The 17,788-nt window shown below is 64.6% G+C and carries 14 protein-coding genes and 1 tRNA gene; 12 read left to right on the forward strand and 3 right to left on the reverse strand.

What is annotated here, in order from left to right; translation table 11 throughout:
- The first annotated feature begins 36 nt into the window (after positions 1–36).
- From WN72_RS46280 to WN72_RS46330, 11 genes are all read left to right on the forward strand, one after another.
- Positions 37–1,476, forward strand: coding sequence for a sigma-54 interaction domain-containing protein (locus WN72_RS46280; protein ID WP_092211874.1), 1,440 nt, complete (start codon positions 37–39; stop codon positions 1,474–1,476).
- A gap of 197 nt (positions 1,477–1,673) precedes the next feature.
- A complete protein-coding gene (locus tag WN72_RS46285) occupies positions 1,674–2,984 on the forward strand; it encodes an MFS transporter (protein ID WP_167380566.1) in 1,311 nt (436 codons plus the stop codon).
- 114 nt (positions 2,985–3,098) lie between these two features.
- On the forward strand, positions 3,099–5,144 hold the full coding sequence (locus WN72_RS46290; RefSeq protein ID WP_092211870.1) for an acyl CoA:acetate/3-ketoacid CoA transferase: 2,046 nt from the start codon (positions 3,099–3,101) through the stop codon (positions 5,142–5,144).
- A gap of 105 nt (positions 5,145–5,249) precedes the next feature.
- Entirely contained in the window at positions 5,250–6,434 is a 1,185-nt protein-coding gene (locus tag WN72_RS46295; protein WP_027564000.1) for a substrate-binding domain-containing protein, read from the forward strand.
- A gap of 189 nt (positions 6,435–6,623) precedes the next feature.
- Complete coding sequence (locus WN72_RS46300; protein WP_027563999.1) at positions 6,624–7,388, forward strand: ABC transporter ATP-binding protein; 765 nt, start codon at positions 6,624–6,626, stop codon at positions 7,386–7,388.
- Positions 7,385–8,107 (forward strand): ABC transporter ATP-binding protein, encoded by a 723-nt coding sequence (locus WN72_RS46305; RefSeq protein ID WP_027563998.1) that lies wholly within the window; start codon positions 7,385–7,387, stop codon positions 8,105–8,107. Before WN72_RS46300 ends, WN72_RS46305 begins: the two co-directional genes overlap by 4 nt.
- Positions 8,104–9,114: a branched-chain amino acid ABC transporter permease gene (locus WN72_RS46310; protein WP_092211866.1), complete on the forward strand. Its 1,011-nt coding sequence runs from the start codon at positions 8,104–8,106 to the stop codon at positions 9,112–9,114. Before WN72_RS46305 ends, WN72_RS46310 begins: the two co-directional genes overlap by 4 nt.
- Entirely contained in the window at positions 9,111–10,196 is a 1,086-nt protein-coding gene (locus WN72_RS46315) for a branched-chain amino acid ABC transporter permease (protein WP_194482969.1), read from the forward strand. Before WN72_RS46310 ends, WN72_RS46315 begins: the two co-directional genes overlap by 4 nt.
- Before the next feature lie 174 nt (positions 10,197–10,370).
- A complete protein-coding gene (locus WN72_RS46320; protein WP_167380565.1) occupies positions 10,371–13,484 on the forward strand; it encodes a bifunctional diguanylate cyclase/phosphodiesterase in 3,114 nt (1,037 codons plus the stop codon).
- Entirely contained in the window at positions 13,484–14,527 is a 1,044-nt protein-coding gene (locus WN72_RS46325) for a sensor domain-containing diguanylate cyclase (protein ID WP_092211862.1), read from the forward strand. Before WN72_RS46320 ends, WN72_RS46325 begins: the two co-directional genes overlap by 1 nt.
- A 61-nt stretch (positions 14,528–14,588) precedes the next feature.
- Positions 14,589–14,665: transfer RNA gene (locus WN72_RS46330), tRNA-Arg, on the forward strand.
- Between the two features lie 152 nt (positions 14,666–14,817).
- On the opposite strand, the gene WN72_RS46335 is transcribed toward WN72_RS46330, so the two are convergent.
- Entirely contained in the window at positions 14,818–15,153 is a 336-nt protein-coding gene (locus WN72_RS46335; RefSeq protein ID WP_143130514.1) for a hypothetical protein, read from the reverse strand.
- Positions 15,154–15,591: 438 nt separating this feature from the next.
- Between WN72_RS46335 and WN72_RS46340 the strand changes: the two genes are divergently transcribed.
- Positions 15,592–16,107 (forward strand): Spy/CpxP family protein refolding chaperone, encoded by a 516-nt coding sequence (locus WN72_RS46340; protein WP_027563992.1) that lies wholly within the window; start codon positions 15,592–15,594, stop codon positions 16,105–16,107.
- A gap of 140 nt (positions 16,108–16,247) precedes the next feature.
- Here the strand turns inward: WN72_RS46340 and WN72_RS46345 are convergent, their stop codons facing one another.
- Complete coding sequence (locus WN72_RS46345) at positions 16,248–17,192, reverse strand: transglutaminase family protein (protein WP_244553641.1); 945 nt, start codon at positions 17,190–17,192, stop codon at positions 16,248–16,250.
- A 157-nt stretch (positions 17,193–17,349) separates the two neighbouring features.
- Positions 17,350–17,619, reverse strand: a complete 270-nt coding sequence (locus WN72_RS47435; protein WP_035731982.1) for a hypothetical protein — start codon at positions 17,617–17,619, stop codon at positions 17,350–17,352.
- Positions 17,620–17,788: the final 169 nt, after the last annotated feature.

Raw genomic sequence — 17,788 nt, forward strand, 5'->3', positions numbered from 1 at the left:
TGCTAATACACAGGCGGACCTCCCCTGGGGTATGTCATGTCCACCTCATCCTCCGTCAGCGATCCCGCCTATCTTCGCGCGCGCGCGATGGAGACGCTGTTCGAGCGGCTGGAGAAGCTCTGCGAGGGCGCGATCGCGATCGATCGCGGCGGGCGGGTGGTCTACGTCAACGAGAAATATCTTGCGGCGCTCGGCCTCAAGCACACATCCGAGGCGATGGGACGGCCGATCGAGGAGGTCATTCCGAACAGCCTGATGCGGAAGGTGGCCGAGACCGGCGAGCCGATCCTGCTCGACATCATGGAGCTCGGCGGCGAGCAGCTGGTCGTCACCCGCATGCCGATCGAGGACGAGAACGGCAAGCTGATCGGCGCGATCGGGTTCGTGCTCTACGACCATCTCGAAAGCCTCAAGCCCCTGCTCGCCCGCGTCGCCCAGCTCGAGAGCGATCTGCGGCTGGCGCGGCGGCAATTGTCCAACGCCCGCGCGGCGCGCTTCACCTTCGCCGATTTCGTCGGCACCACGCCGGCCATCGCGCAGGCCAAGCAGCTTGCAAGCCGCGCCGCGCGCCAGAGCGTGACCGTGCTGCTCACCGGCGAGACCGGAACCGGCAAGGAGATGCTGGCGCAGGCCATCCACAATGCCTCCTCGCGCGCCGAGAAGCCGTTCGTCAGCGTCAATGTCGCGGCCGTGCCCGACACGCTGATCGAATCGGAGTTCTTCGGCACCGCGCCGGGCGCCTATACCGGCGCCGACCGCAGGGGGCGCGAGGGAAAATTCCGCATTGCCGACGGCGGCACGCTGTTCCTCGACGAGATCGGCGAGATGCCGCTGCAATTGCAGGCCAAGCTCTTGCGCGTGCTGCAGGAGCGCGAGATCGAGCCGCTCGGCTCGGACAAGATCTCCAAGGTCGATGTGCGCGTCGTCGCCGCCACCAATGTCGATCTGCGCAAGCGCGTCAGCGACGGCGCGTTCCGGCCCGATCTCTATTACCGCCTCAACGTGCTCTCGATCGACCTGCCGCCGCTGCGGGACTGCCTGGACGATCTCCCCGATATCTGCGCCCGGCTGCTCGAGGACATCAGCGCATCCGGCGACTACGTCAACGCCAGGATCACGCCGAGCGCGCTCGCGGCGCTGGCGCGCTACGACTGGCCCGGCAATGTCCGCGAGCTCCGCAATATCCTGGAGCGCGCGCTGATCCTGAGCGATTCCGGACGGCTGACCGGCGACGACGTCGCGCGCATCCTTCCCGTCGGCGCCGAGGTCAGGGTCGCGGCGCCTTCGCGCCCGGCCGGAGCAGTGGTGCCCTATGCCGAAGCCGAGGCCGAGTTCGAGAAGCACACGCTCGAACAGGCGCTCGCCGCCAGCAACGGCCAGATCGCCGAGGCCGCGCGGATGCTGCGGATCTCGCGCGCGACCTTCTACAAGAAGCTCGCCAAGTTCGGCCTCGCCTCGGGTCCCGCCTCCGTCTGAGTTTCGAGACTTGGAGTGTCCGGAGTCTCGGATTCCGGACACGGCGATTTGCACCTCCATTCCGGCGCGGACGCTGAATCTGCTGGATTTTCCGGCATTTTGCCCAGGTCCGCGGCATCTGGCGCGGCGCTTGCTCTTTGCTTTGCACAATGACGCATGCCGCACATGCGCATTCGCAAAACCAGGGAGGACGCAAGATGAGTGAAGCGATCTCAGTTCATCAGCTTCAGGCGAAACAGCCCTCGCACGTCACGGTCGCCACCGCGAGCCTGATCGGCACGGCCATCGAGTGGTACGACTTCTTCCTCTACGGCACCGCCGCCGCGCTGATCTTCAACAAGCTGTTCTTTCCGACCTTCGACCCGATGATGGGAACGCTGCTGGCGTTCGCGACCTACGCGCTTGGCTTCATCGCGCGCCCGCTCGGCGGCGTCGTGTTCGGGCATTACGGCGACAAGATCGGCCGCAAGACCATGCTCTATCTGACGCTGCTGATCATGGGCGCGGCGACCGCGGCGATCGGCTTCCTGCCGACCTATGAGACCGCGGGCATCTGGGCCGCGATCCTGCTGGTGACGTGCCGCCTGGTCCAGGGCTTTGGCTTAGGGGGCGAATGGGGCGGCGCGGTGCTGATGGCGGTCGAGCATGCGCCCGCGGACAAGAAGGGTTTTTACGGCAGCTGGCCACAGCTCGGGGCGCCGCTCGGCCTCGTGCTCGGCACGCTGGTGTTCTCGGTGGTCTCGGCGCTGCTGACCGACGCCCAGCTCTATGCCTGGGGCTGGCGCATCCCGTTCCTGTTCTCGATCGCGCTGGTGCTGGTCGGCCTGTGGATCCGCTTCACCATCGCGGAATCGCCGGAGTTCCAGAAGGTCAAGGACACCAAGCAGGAGGTGAAGATGCCGATCCTGGAGGCGATCCGGATGTACCCGAAGAACATCCTGCTCGCGATGGGCGCGCGCTTTGCCGAGAACGGCTTCTTCTACATCTACGCCACCTTCGTGCTCGCCTACGCGACGCAATCGCTCGGCATGAACAAGCAGGACATGCTCAACGGCGTCCTGATCGGCGCCGCGATCGAGACCTTCACCATCCCCGCCTTCGGCGCGCTCTCCGACCGCGTCGGGCGGCGGCCGGTCTATATCTTCGGCGCGGTGTTCTCGGCGCTGATGTCGTTCCCGCTGTTCATGCTGCTTGCGACCAAGAACCCGCAATATGCCTGGATCGCGATCGTGCTCGGCCTCGCCGTCGGCCATGCCGCGATGTATGGGCCGCAGGCGAGCTTCCTGTCGGAGCTGTTCGGCACCAAGGTGCGCTATAGCGGCGTCTCGCTCGGCTACAATCTCGCCTCGATCTTCGCCGGCGCATTGTCGCCGCTGATCGCGACGGGATTGATGACGGCCTACGCGCCGGCGACCTGGCCGATCTCGCTCTACATGATTGCGCTGGCGATCATTACCGTCGTGTCGGTCTATTTCGCCACCGAAACGCGCAAGACGCCTCAGTCCTGAATGGGCTGCCCCGCGACGCCGGAGCGGCTGGTCGCCAGCCGCTCCACGCGATACCAATAGAGCCAAGCGAGAAGAACGGGCATGCAGTCCGCAACAGACATGGGAGGGAATGCCATGAGCCAGCATCCTGCCTTGCCCTATTTGCGCAACGCCGAGAAGGGCAAGGTCGTCAGTGCAGCGGAAGCGGTCATGCTGATCCGCGACGGCGATACCGTGGCGACCGGCGGCTTCGTCGGCATCGGCTTTGCCGAGGAGATCGCGATCGCGCTGGAGGAGCTCTATCTCTCCAATGAGGGCGATGCGCCCTATACGCAAGGCAAGCCGCGCAATCTGACGCTGGTCTATGCGGCGGGCCAGGGCGACGGCCAGCATCGCGGCCTCAATCATTTCGCGCATGAGGGCCTGGTCCGGCGCGTGATCGGCGGCCATTGGGGGCTTGCGCCGAAATTGCAGCAGCTCGCGATCGCAAACCAGATCGAGGCCTATAACCTGCCGCAGGGCGTGATCACGCATCTGTTCCGCGACATCGCCGCCCACCGGCCCGGCCACATCACCCGCGTCGGCATGGGCACCTTCGTCGACCCCCGGCACGGCGGCGGCAAGCTCAATGCGCGCACCACCGAAGAGCTGGTCGAGCTGATCCGGATCGGCGACGAGGACTGCCTGCTGTATAAGACATTTCCAATCGACGTCGGCATCATTCGCGCCACCACCGGCGATGCCGACGGCAACCTCACCATGGAGAAAGAGGCGCTGACGCTGGAAGCGCTCGCCATCGCCATGGCGGCGCATAATTCCGGCGGCATCGTCATCGCCCAGGTCGAGCGCGTCGCCGAGAGCGGCAGCCTCAATCCGCGCCAGGTCAAGATCCCCGGCATCCTCGTCGACTGCGTCGTCGTGGCGAAACCTGAGAATCATTGGCAGACGTTCGGCACGCCCTACAATCCGGCCTATTCGAGCGAGATCCGCGTCCGCGCCGCTTCGCTGCCGGTGATGCCGGTCAGCGAGCGCAAGGTCATCGCACGGCGCGCGGCGCTCGAGCTGAAGGCCAACAGCGTCGTCAATCTCGGCATCGGCATGCCGGAGGGAATCGCCTCGGTCGCCAATGAAGAGCGGATCATCGATCTGATCACGCTGACGGCGGAGCCCGGCGTGATCGGCGGCATCCCGGCGAGCGGCATCGATTTCGGCGCGGCGATCAACACCCAGGCGGTGATCGACCAGCCTTACCAGTTCGACTTCTACGACGGCGGTGGTCTCGATGCGGCCTTCCTCGGCCTCGCCCAGGTTGACCGCGCAGGCAACCTCAATGTCAGCAAGTTCGGCCCGAAGCTCGCGGGTGCCGGCGGCTTCATCAACATCAGCCAAAACGCCAAGGAGGTCGTCTTCGTCGGCACCTTCGGTGCGGGCCGGCAGCGCATTGCGGTGAACGACGGCAGGCTGTCGATCCTCGAGGAAGCCAGCTCGCGCAAATTCGTCGACCATGTCGAGCACGTGACCTTCAGCGGCGCCGTCTCGGCGGCACGCGGGCAGCGCGTGCTCTATGTCACCGAGCGCTGCGTCTTCGTGCTGCGCCCCGACGGGCTCGAGCTCACCGAGGTCGCGCCGGGCATCGACATCGAGCGCGACATCCTGCACCTGATGGATTTCAAGCCGCTGATCCCGCGCGATCCCATGCTGATGGACGAGCGCATCTTCCGCGACGGCCTGATGGAGCTGCGCGAGCGACTGCTCACCATCCCGCTCGACCAGCGCTTCTCGCTGGACGAGCAGCAGAACCTGTTCTTCGTTAATCTGGAACGCTATCCGCTGCGCAGCCGGGCCGAGATCGACACCATCGCCGCCATCGTCGAGGCGAGGCTCGCCCCGCTCGGCCGCCGGGTCTACGCCATCGTCAATTATGACAACTTTTCCATCCTGCCGGAGCTGATGGACGATTATTCGGCCATGGTCCGCAGCCTGGTCGATCGCTTCTATTCCGGCGTGTCGCGCTACACCACATCGGGGTTCCTGCGCATCAAGCTCGGCGAAGCGCTGGAGCGGCGCGGCGTTGCGCCGCATATTTTCGAAAGCGCGGACGAGGCGCAGTCGGACTGGCGTCAAGTCGAGGGAGCTGCCGCGGCCGGCGCATCCCACGCCCTGCGGCAGGCTCAAAAATGATGCAGGCCCGCATGTCGACGCGCTTCGCCGGAAGGTGCAATTGCAATGTTCGCAAGCTTGTGCAAATCGCTGTTGCCGAGAAACTTTGAATCAGGAGGGACCATCGTGCGTCGATCGCTCATCATAACAACAACCATTCTCGCCCTCGCCGCGAGTGCCTCCGCGCAGGCCGATGATCTCAAGGTCGCGCTGATCTACGGCAAGACCGGCCCGCTCGAGGCCTATGCCAAGCAGACCGAGACCGGCCTGCAGATGGGTTTTGAATACGCCACCAAGGGCACCATGACGATCGACGGCCGCAAGATCGTCGTCATCACCAAGGACGACCAGGGCAAGCCGGACCTGTCCAAGGCCGCGCTCGCGGAAGCCTATCAGGACGACAAGGCCGACATCGCGATCGGCACGACCTCGTCGGCCGCCGCGCTCGCCATTCTCCCCGTCGCCGAGGAGAACAAGAAGATCCTGATCGTCGAGCCCGCGGTCGCGGACCAGATTACCGGCGAGAAGTGGAATCGCTACATCTTCCGCACCGCCCGCAACTCCTCGCAGGACGCGATCTCGAACGCGGTCGCGATCGGCAAGCAGGGCGTCACCGTTGCGACGCTGGCGCAGGACTACGCCTTCGGCCGCGACGGCGTCGCCGCCTTCAAGGAAGCGCTGGCCAAGACCGGCGCGACGCTCGCCGCCGAAGAATATGCCCCGACCTCGACCACGGACTTCACCGCGGTCGGCCAGCGCCTGTTCGATGCGCTGAAGGACAAGCCGGGCCGCAAGGTGATCTGGGTGATCTGGGCCGGCGCCGGCAATCCGCTGGCAAAGCTCCAGGACATGGACCCGAAGCGCTACGGCATCGAGCTCTCCACCGGCGGCAACATCCTGCCGGCGCTCGCCGCCTATAAGGGCCTGCCCGGCATGGAAGGCGCCACCTATTACTACTACGACATCCCGAAGAACCCGGTGAACGACTGGTTCGTTGCCGAGCACCAGAAGCGCTTCAACGCGCCGCCGGACTTCTTCACCGCGGGCGGCTTTGCCGCGGCGATGTCCGTCGTCGCCGCCGTCACCAAGGCGAAGTCGACCGACACCGAGAAGCTGATCACCGCGATGGAAGGCATGGAGTTCGACACGCCGAAGGGCAAGATGGTGTTCCGGAAAGAGGACCATCAGGCGCTGCAGAGCATGTATCACTTCAAGGTCAAGGTCGATCCGAACGTCGCCTGGGCCGTGCTCGAGCCGGTGCGCGAGTTGAAGATCGAGGACATGGACGTTCCGGTGAAGAACAAGCGCTGAGCTCTCTCACCTCTCCCGCTTGCGGGAGAGGTCGGATCGCATCCTTAGATGCGATCCGGGTGAGGGCTTTCTCCTCTTGGGGGTTCTCGCCTGCGGAAACACCCTCTCCCCGCCCCTCCCCCGCAAGCGGGGGAGGGAGCCCACTGTGATCGTGGATAGACCTTCATCCAAATCCGATCGAAATTCCTGATGTCTCTCACCCTCGAAACCCGCGACCTCACCATTCGCTTCGGCGGCCATGTCGCGGTCAACAACGTCACCTGCACGTTCCGCCCGGGCGAGCTGACCGCCATCGTCGGGCCGAACGGCGCCGGCAAGACCACCTATTTCAATCTGATCTCGGGCCAGCTTCGCGCCTCCAGCGGCAGCATCCTGTTTGGCGGCACCGACATCACCCAGCATTCTGCGCCCTTGCGCACGCGCGCGGGCCTCGGCCGTGCCTTCCAGCTGACCAACCTGTTCCCGAACCTGACGGTGGAAGAGAACGTCCGCCTCGCCGTGCAAGCCGCGAACGGCACGCATTACGACATGCTGCGGCCCTGGATGGTCCGCCGTGACCTGATCGCACGCGCCGACGGCATCCTCGACCAGGTCGCGCTCGGCAATCGCCGCGGCGTCGCCGCGACCGCGCTATCGCATGGCGACCAGCGCAAGCTCGAGGTCGCCCTGATGATCGCGCTGGAGCCGAAAGTGTTCATGTTCGACGAGCCGACCGCGGGCATGAGCATCGACGAGGTGCCTGTCGTGCTGAACTTGATTGCGCAGCTGAAGCAGGACAAGAGCAAGATCATTCTCCTCGTCGAGCACAAGATGGACGTGGTGCGCTCGCTCGCCGACCGCATCATCGTGCTGCATAACGGCCAGCTCGTCGCCGATGGCCCGCCGGCCGAGGTGATCGCCTCGCCGATCGTGCAGGAAGCCTATCTCGGCGTCGCCCCGAAGAGTGCTGCATGACCGACCTCTTAAAACTCTCCGGCGTGCATACCCATATCGGGCGCTACCACATCCTCCAGGGCATCGATCTCGCCGTCCCGCAAGGACAGGTCACGATGCTGCTCGGCCGCAACGGCGCCGGTAAGACCACGACGCTGCGCACCATCATGGGCCTGTGGCAGGCCTCCTCCGGCGAGATTACCCTCGCCGGCGAGCGCATCGAAAGCCGCGCGACGCCCGACATCGCCCGGCTCGGCGTCGGCTACGTGCCCGAGAGCATGGCGGTGTTCTCCGACCTCACGGTGAAGGAAAATCTCGTCCTCGCAGCGCGTGACGCGCCGCTGGATGACAGGCAACTGGAATGGATCTTTGGCTTCTTTCCGGCGCTGCGCCGCTTCTGGCTGTCGCGGGCGGGAAGTCTCTCGGGCGGACAAAAACAAATGTTGTCCATCGCACGCGCGATCATCGAGCCGCGCAAGCTGCTCTTGATCGACGAGCCGACCAAGGGCCTCGCGCCCGCCATCGTGATGGCGCTGATCGAGTGCCTGAAAGAGATCAAGCGCAAGGGCGCGACGATTCTTCTCGTCGAACAGAATTTCTTCGCCGCCCGCGAGCTGGGCGACAATGTGCTGGTGATGGACAACGGCACCATCGTCCACCGCGGCGAGATGGCGGCGCTCGCCGCCGACGTGCCGCTGCAAGAGCGGCTGCTCGGCCTGAGCCTGGAGGCGCATCAGTGACTGACCTTGCCGCAACCGATCCGCTGCCGAAGCCGAAGCGCGACCTAGCGCCGATCCTGCTGCCGATCGCGCTCGCGCTCCTGATGATCCCGCTGATCGGATCGACCTCGTCCTGGCTGACCTTGACCGCGGCGAGCCTCGCCATGGGCATGATGATCTTCATCATGGCCTCCGGGCTTACTCTCGTTTTCGGCCTGATGGACGTGCTCAATTTCGGCCATGGCGCCTTCATCGCCGTCGGCGCCTATGTCGCAACGCTGGTGCTGGCACCGTTCGCGGCCTCCATCCAGGCGGATTCGCTCTGGATGAACCTTGCAGTGCTGGCCCCAGCCGCGCTGCTGTCCATGGCGGTCTCCGGCGCGCTCGGCCTGATCGTCGAACGCGTGCTGATCCTGCCAGTCTACGGCCAGCATCTGAAGCAGATTCTGATGACGACCGGCGGCCTGATCGTCGCCGAGCAGACGCTTTATGCCCTTTGGGGCCCGCAGATCATCCCGATGCCGCTGCCGGCCTCGCTGCGCGGCTCCTTCATCCTCGGTGACGTCGCGATTGCCAAATACCGCGTGCTGGCAATGCTGATTGGCCTTGCCGTCTTCATCGCGATCCAGCTCGTGCTCAACCGCACCAAGCTCGGCCTCCTGATCCGCGCCGGCGTCGAGAACCGCGAGATGGTCGAGGCGCTCGGCTATCGCATCCGCCGCCTGTTCCTCGGCGTGTTCATGACGGGCTCGGCGCTGGCCGGCCTCGGCGGCGTGATGTGGGCGCTCTACCGCGAGCAGGTCCACGCCTCCATGAGCGACGACCTCACCGTCCTGATCTTCATCGTGGTCATCATCGGGGGTTTAGGGTCGATCGGCGGCTGCTTCATCGGCGCGATTTTGGTTGCGATGGTCGCCAATTACGGCGGCTTCCTGGTGCCGAAACTCGCCCTCGTCTCCAACATCCTACTGATGGTCGCCATTCTGATGTGGCGGCCGCGCGGCCTCTATGCGGTGACCAGCCGATGATGATCCTTTCCGGCGATCCGCCGCGGAGCCGCGTGCTCACCCTCCTCCTCGTCGTCATCATCCTGGCGCTGGCGGCGACGCCATTCCTGTTCCCGGGGGCCAAGGCGCTGAATGTCGCAGCAAAAATCTGCGTCTTCGCCGCGCTGGTCGCCTCCTACGATCTGCTGCTCGGCTATACCGGCTCGGTGTCGTTCGCCCACACCATGTTCTACGGCATCGGCAGCTACGCCATCGCGATCGCGCTGTACGGCATGGGCCCGAACTGGGCGGCGGTCGCAACCGGCATCGTCGTCGGCCTGCCGCTCGCCGCGCTGCTGGCGCTCGCGATCGGCCTGTTCTCGCTGCGGGTGGCCGCGATCTTCTTTGCCATGATCACGCTCGCGGTCGCCTCCGCCTTCCAGGTGCTGGCCTCGCAACTGTCCTGGCTGACCGGCGGCGAGGACGGGCGCAGCTTTCAATTGCCCGAGCTGCTGCGTCCTGGCACGGTGCTGATCTCGAAAAACCTGTTCGGCTTCGAGATCAACGGCCGCACCCTGACCTTCTACCTGGTGTTCGCGATCTCGGCGCTGATGATCCTTGCGCTGCTGCGGGTGGTGAACTCGCCGTTCGGGCGCGTGCTGCAGGCGATCCGCGAGAATCGTTTCCGCGCCGAGGCGCTCGGCTTCCGCACCGTCTTCCACCTCACCTACGCCAATTGCCTCGCGGCGCTGGTTGCTGCCGGCGCCGGCATCTTGAACGCGCTGTGGCTGCGCTATGCCGGCCCCGACACCTCGCTCAGCTTCTCCATCATGCTGGATATCCTGCTGATGGTCGTGATCGGCGGCATGGGCACGATCTACGGCGCGATCATCGGCGCCACCATCTTCATCCTTGCGCAGAACTACCTGCAATCGCTGATGGGCGTTGCCTCCAAGGCGGCGAGCGAAGCCGGCCTGCCGCTGCTGCCGGGGCTGTTGCATCCGGACCGCTGGCTGTTGTGGCTCGGGCTGCTGTTCATCGCCAGCGTCTATTTCTTCCCGACCGGCGTGGTCGGACGTCTCCGCAATGGCGGCAGCGACAAGAGCACGGGCGCCTCGCATTAAGCTACGATTAATGATGCAGCGCAGCGGTTGCTGCGCGCGTTGCACAACCGCGGCGTGATTCCCGTACCGCTGCATGGGAGCGCGTCCGCGCAACCGGATTAATGCTTAGGTAACTGGCTTTCCTAAGGTTTACCCCATTTGTGCGGTGTAATTCTGTCCCTCCAGGGAGGGGGAATGCGCCAGGTCTTTACAGGGATGGCAACCGGAATGTCCCTAGCCGCTCGGGGCGGCTGGGAGGCAGCGCTTCGGCGCGGGCCGGTGCTGTGGCTGACCCTGTGCGGCGTGTTGCTGGTCGCGGGGATCTTCGCCGTGACCGCCATGGCCATCGGCGAATTCCGCGAGCGGACCCTCGTCAATCGCGAGCGCGAGCTGGAAAACACCGTGCAGCTGATCGCGCGCCACTTCGATCAGCAGTTCGAAGATTCCGACGTCGTCGCCGCCGATCTGATCGGACAAATGAACCTGCCGGAGATCAATTCGGCCGCCATGTTCCGCGAGCGCATGACAGGACCGGCCGCGAACCAGATGCTGCGCAGCAAGATCAGCTCGGTCTCCTATCTCGGCGACATCGCGATCTACGATGCCGACGGCGAGTTGATCAACTGGTCGCGAAGCCAGCCGCTGCCCAAGATCAACGTCTCCTCGCGCGCCTATTTCCAGACCTTCAAGTCGGATCCGATGTCCGAGCCGGTCATCCTGGAGTCGGTCCGCAGCTTCATCATCGGCAAGTGGACCACGATCGTGGCGCGGCGGCTGCACGGGACCGACGGCACTTTCTTCGGCGCGATGGTCCGCCGCATCGATCCGGACACCTACCAGAACTATTTCGCATCCGTGGCGCTGGCCGAAGGCACGGCGATTGCGCTGTTCGACCGCGAAGGCAAGATGCTGGCGCGCTATCCGCATGTCGAGGAGCTGATCGGCAGGAGCTTCAAGACGGCACCGCTGATGCAGAAGGTGCTGACCAAAGGCGGCCAGCACACGCTTCGCGTCAGGAGTCCTGTTGACGGCGAGGAGCGGCTGGGCTCGGCCGCCTCGTTGAACCATTTTCCGCTGGTCATCGTCGCCACCAACACCATGAGCGCTGCGCTGGCCGACTGGCGGCAGCAGACCGGCTTCATGGTCACGACCGCGACGCTCTCGGCCGCCGTGATCGCGATGATCCTCTATCTGATCATCCGCCAGATCAACCGGCAGAATCGCGACGCCCAGGCGCGGATCGAAGCGGAGCGGCAGCGGCTCGACACCGCCCTCAACAACATGTCGCAAGGGCTGATCCTGTACGACGCGAACGGCTACATCGTCATCTGCAACCGCCGCTATGCCGACATGTTCGGCCTGTCCCACGACGTCATCAAGCCCGGCTGCCACATCCTCGAGGCCATGCGTCACCGCAAGGAGCGCGGCGCGTTCGATGGCGACGTCGAGGTGTTCTGCGCCGACGTGATGCGGGTGGTGGCCGATGGCACGGTCTCCACGCGAACCCATCATTTGCCGAACGGCCGCGCCTTCCAGGTCATCAACACCCCGCTCGCGCAAGGCGGATGGGTCGCCACCATCGAGGAGATCACCGAGCGGCGCAATCTGGAGCAGGAGCGCGACCGCAACTACACGTTCCTGCGCGAGATCATCGACCATATCCCCTCGCAGATCACGGTGAAGGACGCCCGGACGCGGCAATATCTGCTGGTCAACCGGACCGCCGAGGAGCAGTTCGGCCGATCGCGCGAAGCCATCGTCGGCAAGACTCCCCTCGACGTCTACCCGGAGGAGACGGCGAGGCGCGTCACCGAGGACGACAGCGAGGCGCTGCAAGGCGCCGACACCGGATTGTTCAAGGACGAGCATCCCTGGCCGAGCCAGACCAAGGGGATGCGCTATATCACCTCGACGCGGATCGGCATCCGCGACGAGTCCGGCGAGCCGCGCTATCTCATCAGCGTCATCGAGGACGTCACCGAGCGGCGGCGCGCCCACGACAAGATCGCGCATATGGCGCATTACGATGCGCTGACCGACCTGCCGAACCGCACGCTGTTCCGCGAGCAGATCGAACGCGAGCTGGCCAAGGTCGCGGATGGCTGCCAGTTCGCGCTGCTCTATATCGACGTCGACGAATTCAAGGGCATCAACGATTCGCTCGGTCATCATGTCGGCGACGAGCTGCTCAAGGCGATCGCGACCCGCCTGCGCGGCTGCCTCAAGAAGGACGATCTGATCGCGCGGCTCGGCGGCGACGAATTCGCCGTGATCCAGACCGGGATCCAGTCCTCTGCGGACGTGCTGTCCTTCGTGACGCGGATCTACGAGGCGATCCGGCAGCCGTATCACTGCCTCGGCCACCAGCTCTCCACCGATGCCAGCATCGGGATCGCGCTGGCGCCGCAGGACGGGGCCGATCTCGACCAGCTCATCAAGAACGCCGACCTTGCGATGTACGGCGCCAAGGCCGAGGGACGCCGCACCCACCGCTTCTTCGAGCCGGAGATGGACGCGAGCGCCAAGGCGCGCCTCGCCATGGAGCAGGATCTGCGCTGGGCGCTGGTGAATGGCGGCTTCGAGATCCACTACCAGCCGCTGGTCGATCTGCGCTCGGGCGAGGTCTCGGGCTGCGAGGCGCTGCTGCGCTGGCGGCATCCCGAGCGCGGCATGGTCTCGCCGGCGGAGTTCATTCCGGTGGCCGAGGACACCGGCCTCATCAACGAGCTCGGCGACTGGGTGCTGCGCACCGCCTGCAACGAGGCCGCGACCTGGCCTGCGCATGTGCGCGTCGCGGTCAACGTCTCGCCGGTGCAGCTCAAATGCGACACGCTGGCGCTGCGGATCGCCGGCGCGCTCGCCGCGTCGGGGCTGGATCCGCGCCGGCTCGAACTCGAGATCACCGAGGCCGTGCTGATCCGCGACGACGAGGCCGCGCTCTCGATCCTGCACCAGCTGCGCGCGATCGGCGTGCGCATCGCGCTCGACGATTTCGGCACGGGCTATTCCTCGCTGAGCTATCTCAAGCGCTTCCCGTTCGACAAGATCAAGATCGACCGCTGCTTCGTCGCTGACATCGCGGAGACCAGCGGCGCGCCCGTGATCGTGCAGGCGGTGGTGAACATCGCCGCCGCCAGCAACATGACCACGGTCGCCGAAGGCGTCGAGACCGAGGCGCAGCGCGAGATGCTGCGTAACCTCGGCTGCACGGAGATGCAGGGCTATCTGTTCAGCGCGCCGAAGCCGGCCGCTGACGTGCGAAAGCTGTTCGGCCCGGGCGATGCCGTGCGCGTGGCGGCGGTGGCCTGATGGCAAGATCGCGCAAGATCGTCGATGTCGCCGACTCCTATGCCGTGCGGCTGATGCAGCACCTGGTGGTGCCGACCTTCGTGATCGACCCCAAACGCCGCGTCGTGATCTGGAATCGCGCGTGCGAGCGCCTGACCGGCGTTGCCGCCTCCGAGGTGATCGGCACGACAAGACACTGGCAGGCGTTCTACGAGACCAGGCGGCCCTGCCTTGCCGACCTCGTCGCGCTCGACCGTCCCGAGCAGCTGCCGGAATATTATTCGGAATATGCCGCGCGCGGTCATAACGGGCTTGGCTTTTCCGCGGAGAACTGGTGCGTGATGCCCAAGCTCGGCAGCCAGCTCTATCTCGCCATCGACGCCGGCCCGATCCATGACGAGGCCGGCCATCTGATCGCGGTGGTGGAGACGCTGCGCGACCTCACCGACCAGAAGCGCGCCGAGACGGCGCTGAAGGAGCTCGCCACCAAGGACGGGCTGACCGGCCTGTCGAACCGCCGCGCCTTCGACCAGATGCTGATGAGCGAATGGGCCCGCGCCCAGCGGACGCAGAAGCCGGTGGCGCTGCTGTTCGCCGACGTCGATCATTTCAAGCTGTTCAACGATCGCCACGGCCACCAGACCGGCGACGAATGCCTGCGCGCGGTCGCTGCGGTCGTCAGCCGGCATGCCGTGCGCCCGCTCGATCTCGCCAGCCGCTATGGCGGGGAAGAATTCGCGCTGATCCTGCCGGACATGGATGGCGAGGCCGCCTGCACTGTTGCGGAGGACATCCGCACCGCGGTGATGGCCTTGGCGATCGCCCATGGCGCCAATGGGGCCGGCGACCACGTCACCCTGAGCGTCGGCGTCGCCAGCCACATTCCGGGCGAAGCCGACGGCGGCCCGGACCGGCTGCTGGGTGCCGCCGACGAGGCGCTCTATGCGGCCAAACGGCTCGGCCGCAACCGCGTCATCGGCGCCGACCGCCTGCTCGCCGAATTCGCCGGGCTCCGCCGCGCGGGCGTGCCAGTTCCGGCCCCGATCCGGCGCAAATCGGCCTGACATGATGTCGGCGAGAAGCGGTTGCCCGCCCCCCGCCAATCAGCTAAATGAGGCCCCACTAGCACCCGTAGCTCAGCTGGATAGAGCGTTGCCCTCCGAAGGCAAAGGTCACACGTTCGAATCGTGTCGGGTGCGCCAGTAAAATCAAGTACTTCCGACAATTTCCCATTTTTGGGGCAGTGCCGGGTAAGCACGCGCCCCGCTCATGGCGTTTGAGCTGCATCGAACGAGCCGAAGCCGCGGACTTCGGGAAAATGCTCGTTGTCATCTGCCATCGCCACGACACGCACCTAGTCGCAGCCGGTGATGCGCTTCACCGCCTTCGTGTACTTCAGATGAAGCGAGCCGTCAGGCTGGTCCGAAGGCGCATTGCGACTTAGGCGGCGATCCGAGTCCTGGCATGTTTGAAGGTCGAGCTGGATGTGCGAGCAGGATCCCAGGGCGTTGTTCTCGGCCTCCTCCTTCGACGATCCGAATCCGACAAACGTCTGTACGCGCCCGGCCTCGGTGTCGACCGCCGATACGAGAGTGATTTCCGAAATGTAATAGGACGAGCACGGCGCAGCGAGCACCTCGGCAGAAGCAAGCATTCCAATCCAGAGTACGCCCAGCGAAGCTGCTTTCATGCTCCATCCTTTCAAGCGATGAACATCAGCGACCAACCAGATGCTACGGCGAAGCCCACAATGGCAAATAGTCGGATCATTGTGCCTCTCGCTGTGGTTCAGTACCAACCTGGAATTCAAGAGCCAAATGCAGGACAGGTTTTGAGCCAAATCAAGGTCCGCTCCGCGAACGCCGTCACGCCATGCGCCTGCACGATGACGAGCAAATTCCGCGGCAGCAAGCGCCAGCGCCAATTACCTCTTCGCGGCCCAGTTGCTTACGCACGCTTTGATGTAGACGTTCGTTCGTCCGAATGCCGGCGCGAGAACGGACATGTCGTCGCACTTGCCTGCGCGCCACGATTCTTTCCTCAAGTCCCTTGATTTGAATCAATGCGACATCGCACTGCCGACCATTGTTGGCGTGGTGCTGGAGGCCGCTTACCCAGGAGGTCGCCGATGATGAAAGTAGTAGTGATCGGAACAGCCGCGCTCCTTCTTACCGTACCGTCGATTGCCCGAGCGCAAACTCCCTCACCTGCGACGCCAGAGAAGCTCAACGCAGTGGACCGGAGTACATTGATGGACATGCGGATCGATTTGACCAAGGCCGCATTGCAACTGACACCTGACCAGGAAAAACTCTGGCCGCCTGTCGAGAGCGCCATTCGTGCCAGGGCGGAAGATAGGAAGGCCCGTGTTGCAAAAATCTCGGAAACAGTGGGTAGACGGGCCGACCAAAACGCCGTCGAAACCATGCGCAATCGCGATCCTATCGCCTTCTTGCAACGACGCTCGGAGGCCTTGGCTCAACGATCAGCCGATTTGGATAAACTCGCCGAGGCGTGGCAGCCACTCTACAAGACCCTAAATCCCGAACAGAGGCAGCGCATGGGGGCCCTCGCGGTCCTTGTGCTTCACGACATGAGCGATGTCGTGGAGCGACGTCGTGCGCAGGCCGAGGATGAAGATTGAGCAGGATGTTGACTGATACCCGCCGTGACGGCCTGAACCTTCCCGGCTAACCAACTCTAAGCCTGGGCGATGTCCCCTTTGGAAGGGCCGACATCCCCAGGCATTATGCCACGACTATCGAGGCGTCGCGTTCGGCCGAGCTATCCCTCGGACTGATCAGCAACGTCACCCAGTTTGTGGACCTCGACGCGCACTGACATACCGAGATTGTCCTCGGAGCTTCCCAACCATGATCCCGCCAGCGGCACGGCCTGAGCGGGGTGCCGCGCGAGCGCGACGGGAATAAGATCGAATCCGGCGTTGATGTGATTGGTCGGATCGTAGTTCATCCAACCGGCACCGGGCAGGAACACCTGCACCCACGCATGGGTGGCGCCCGAACCCGCCATCCCGATCTCGCCCCCATCGAGCGCCGCATCATAGATGTAACCGCTGACAAAGCGAGCTGCGAAGCCAAGCCGGCGCAAGGCCTCGATCATGAGCCACGCATAGTCCCGGCACGTTCCCGACCTTGCGTGCAACGTTTGCGCGGGTGCAAGGGTCCCCTCCGCCTCCCGAGCCTGGTAGTTGAATCCGTCGCGGAAGGCGTCGAGCATCTGCTCGAGAGCACGGATCGTCTTGCCGTCGACCACAAAGCTCCTGGCCCACTCTGCGAGGGCGAGGTCGGGGTCCTCGGTATGCGGACGCATGAAGCCGGCGAGGTCGTTCCATTCGTCCGGCGTGTACTGCACGGGCATTCTCTCGGCCCGCCGCTCCAGCACGAACTGCTTCACGTCCTTGGCCCCGAAATGAATGCCCCGAAACTGAAACGTGAAGATCAACTCGCTGCCGGGCTCCTCGATCTCGATCTCGGCTATGTTGTTTGAAAGGCTGTCGCTAATCCACCGGATCCGCGAGCGAAGATTGGTGCCTGCGGACCAGCTTAGCAAGCGCCCGCCCGCTCCGCGCCTCGGCAGGAACATTGCGCGATGCGTGCCAAACGTCACCGGCCTCGCATAGTTGTAGGTGGTGGTGTGCTTGATCTCGAAGATAATGCCCATTGCGCCTCCGAGCATGATCGAATGATCCTCGGCCGAACGCGCCATCAGGCCGATACCGTCCTTTCGATCCGGCGGCGCAATGATGCCATGGCCCCGTGCTCCGCGCCGTGGATGCGCCAATTGGCTCTACGGCAGGAACGAGCTGCGAGGCCTGAACGAAACGGCTGGGACCGCGGCATCGAAGCCGAAGCCCAGACGTTTCTCAGCGACACACGTAGGAACCATTCACGAGTACGCGCACACATGCCGTACCGGCAGCCGCTGCGCCGACCGCAGCTCCTCCTACGACCGCCCGTCGCGTCTGTCTGCGCGCCACGCCTGCGACGCTCATCGGTGTTGCCGGTCGACCGACCCTGGCTTCCGCGCTTTGCACGAGCGACAGGCCGTCGCTTTCCGTCCAATTGATCGCGCCAAATCCGCATGCCAGCCCGATTGCCACGAACGCGATCTGCATTCCGCGAGCCCTTTTCATCATGAGCCTCCTCGTCGTCGGTATTCCTTGCCTGCCGATACTTTCCCGATGGCGAATGCGCCGCTTGATCTACATCAACGGGGAGAAGCCATCCTGGACGAGGTTGCCCATTCGGAAGTTTGGCAAGCTGCCATGGCGCATGAAACGGTATCGACCCTTGATGCACTTG

Source organism: Bradyrhizobium arachidis (assembly GCF_015291705.1).
Lineage (GTDB): Bacteria > Pseudomonadota > Alphaproteobacteria > Rhizobiales > Xanthobacteraceae > Bradyrhizobium > Bradyrhizobium arachidis.

Excerpts from the sequence above, each read along its gene's own strand:
- WN72_RS47435 (WP_035731982.1), bottom strand. The coding sequence starts at position 17,619 with ATGAAAAGGGCTCGCGGAATGCAGATCGCGTTCGTGGCAATCGGGCTG.
- WN72_RS46315 (WP_194482969.1), top strand. The coding sequence starts at position 9,111 with ATGATGATCCTTTCCGGCGATCCGCCGCGGAGCCGCGTGCTCACCCTC.
- WN72_RS46335 (WP_143130514.1), bottom strand. The coding sequence starts at position 15,153 with ATGAAAGCAGCTTCGCTGGGCGTACTCTGGATTGGAATGCTTGCTTCT.
- WN72_RS46285 (WP_167380566.1), top strand. The coding sequence starts at position 1,674 with ATGAGTGAAGCGATCTCAGTTCATCAGCTTCAGGCGAAACAGCCCTCG.
- WN72_RS46290 (WP_092211870.1), top strand. The coding sequence starts at position 3,099 with ATGAGCCAGCATCCTGCCTTGCCCTATTTGCGCAACGCCGAGAAGGGC.
- WN72_RS46300 (WP_027563999.1), top strand. The coding sequence starts at position 6,624 with ATGTCTCTCACCCTCGAAACCCGCGACCTCACCATTCGCTTCGGCGGC.
- WN72_RS46325 (WP_092211862.1), top strand. The coding sequence starts at position 13,484 with ATGGCAAGATCGCGCAAGATCGTCGATGTCGCCGACTCCTATGCCGTG.
- WN72_RS46320 (WP_167380565.1), top strand. The coding sequence starts at position 10,371 with ATGCGCCAGGTCTTTACAGGGATGGCAACCGGAATGTCCCTAGCCGCT.
- WN72_RS46280 (WP_092211874.1), top strand. The coding sequence starts at position 37 with ATGTCCACCTCATCCTCCGTCAGCGATCCCGCCTATCTTCGCGCGCGC.
- WN72_RS46345 (WP_244553641.1), bottom strand. The coding sequence starts at position 17,192 with ATGGCGCGTTCGGCCGAGGATCATTCGATCATGCTCGGAGGCGCAATG.
- WN72_RS46305 (WP_027563998.1), top strand. The coding sequence starts at position 7,385 with ATGACCGACCTCTTAAAACTCTCCGGCGTGCATACCCATATCGGGCGC.
- WN72_RS46340 (WP_027563992.1), top strand. The coding sequence starts at position 15,592 with ATGATGAAAGTAGTAGTGATCGGAACAGCCGCGCTCCTTCTTACCGTA.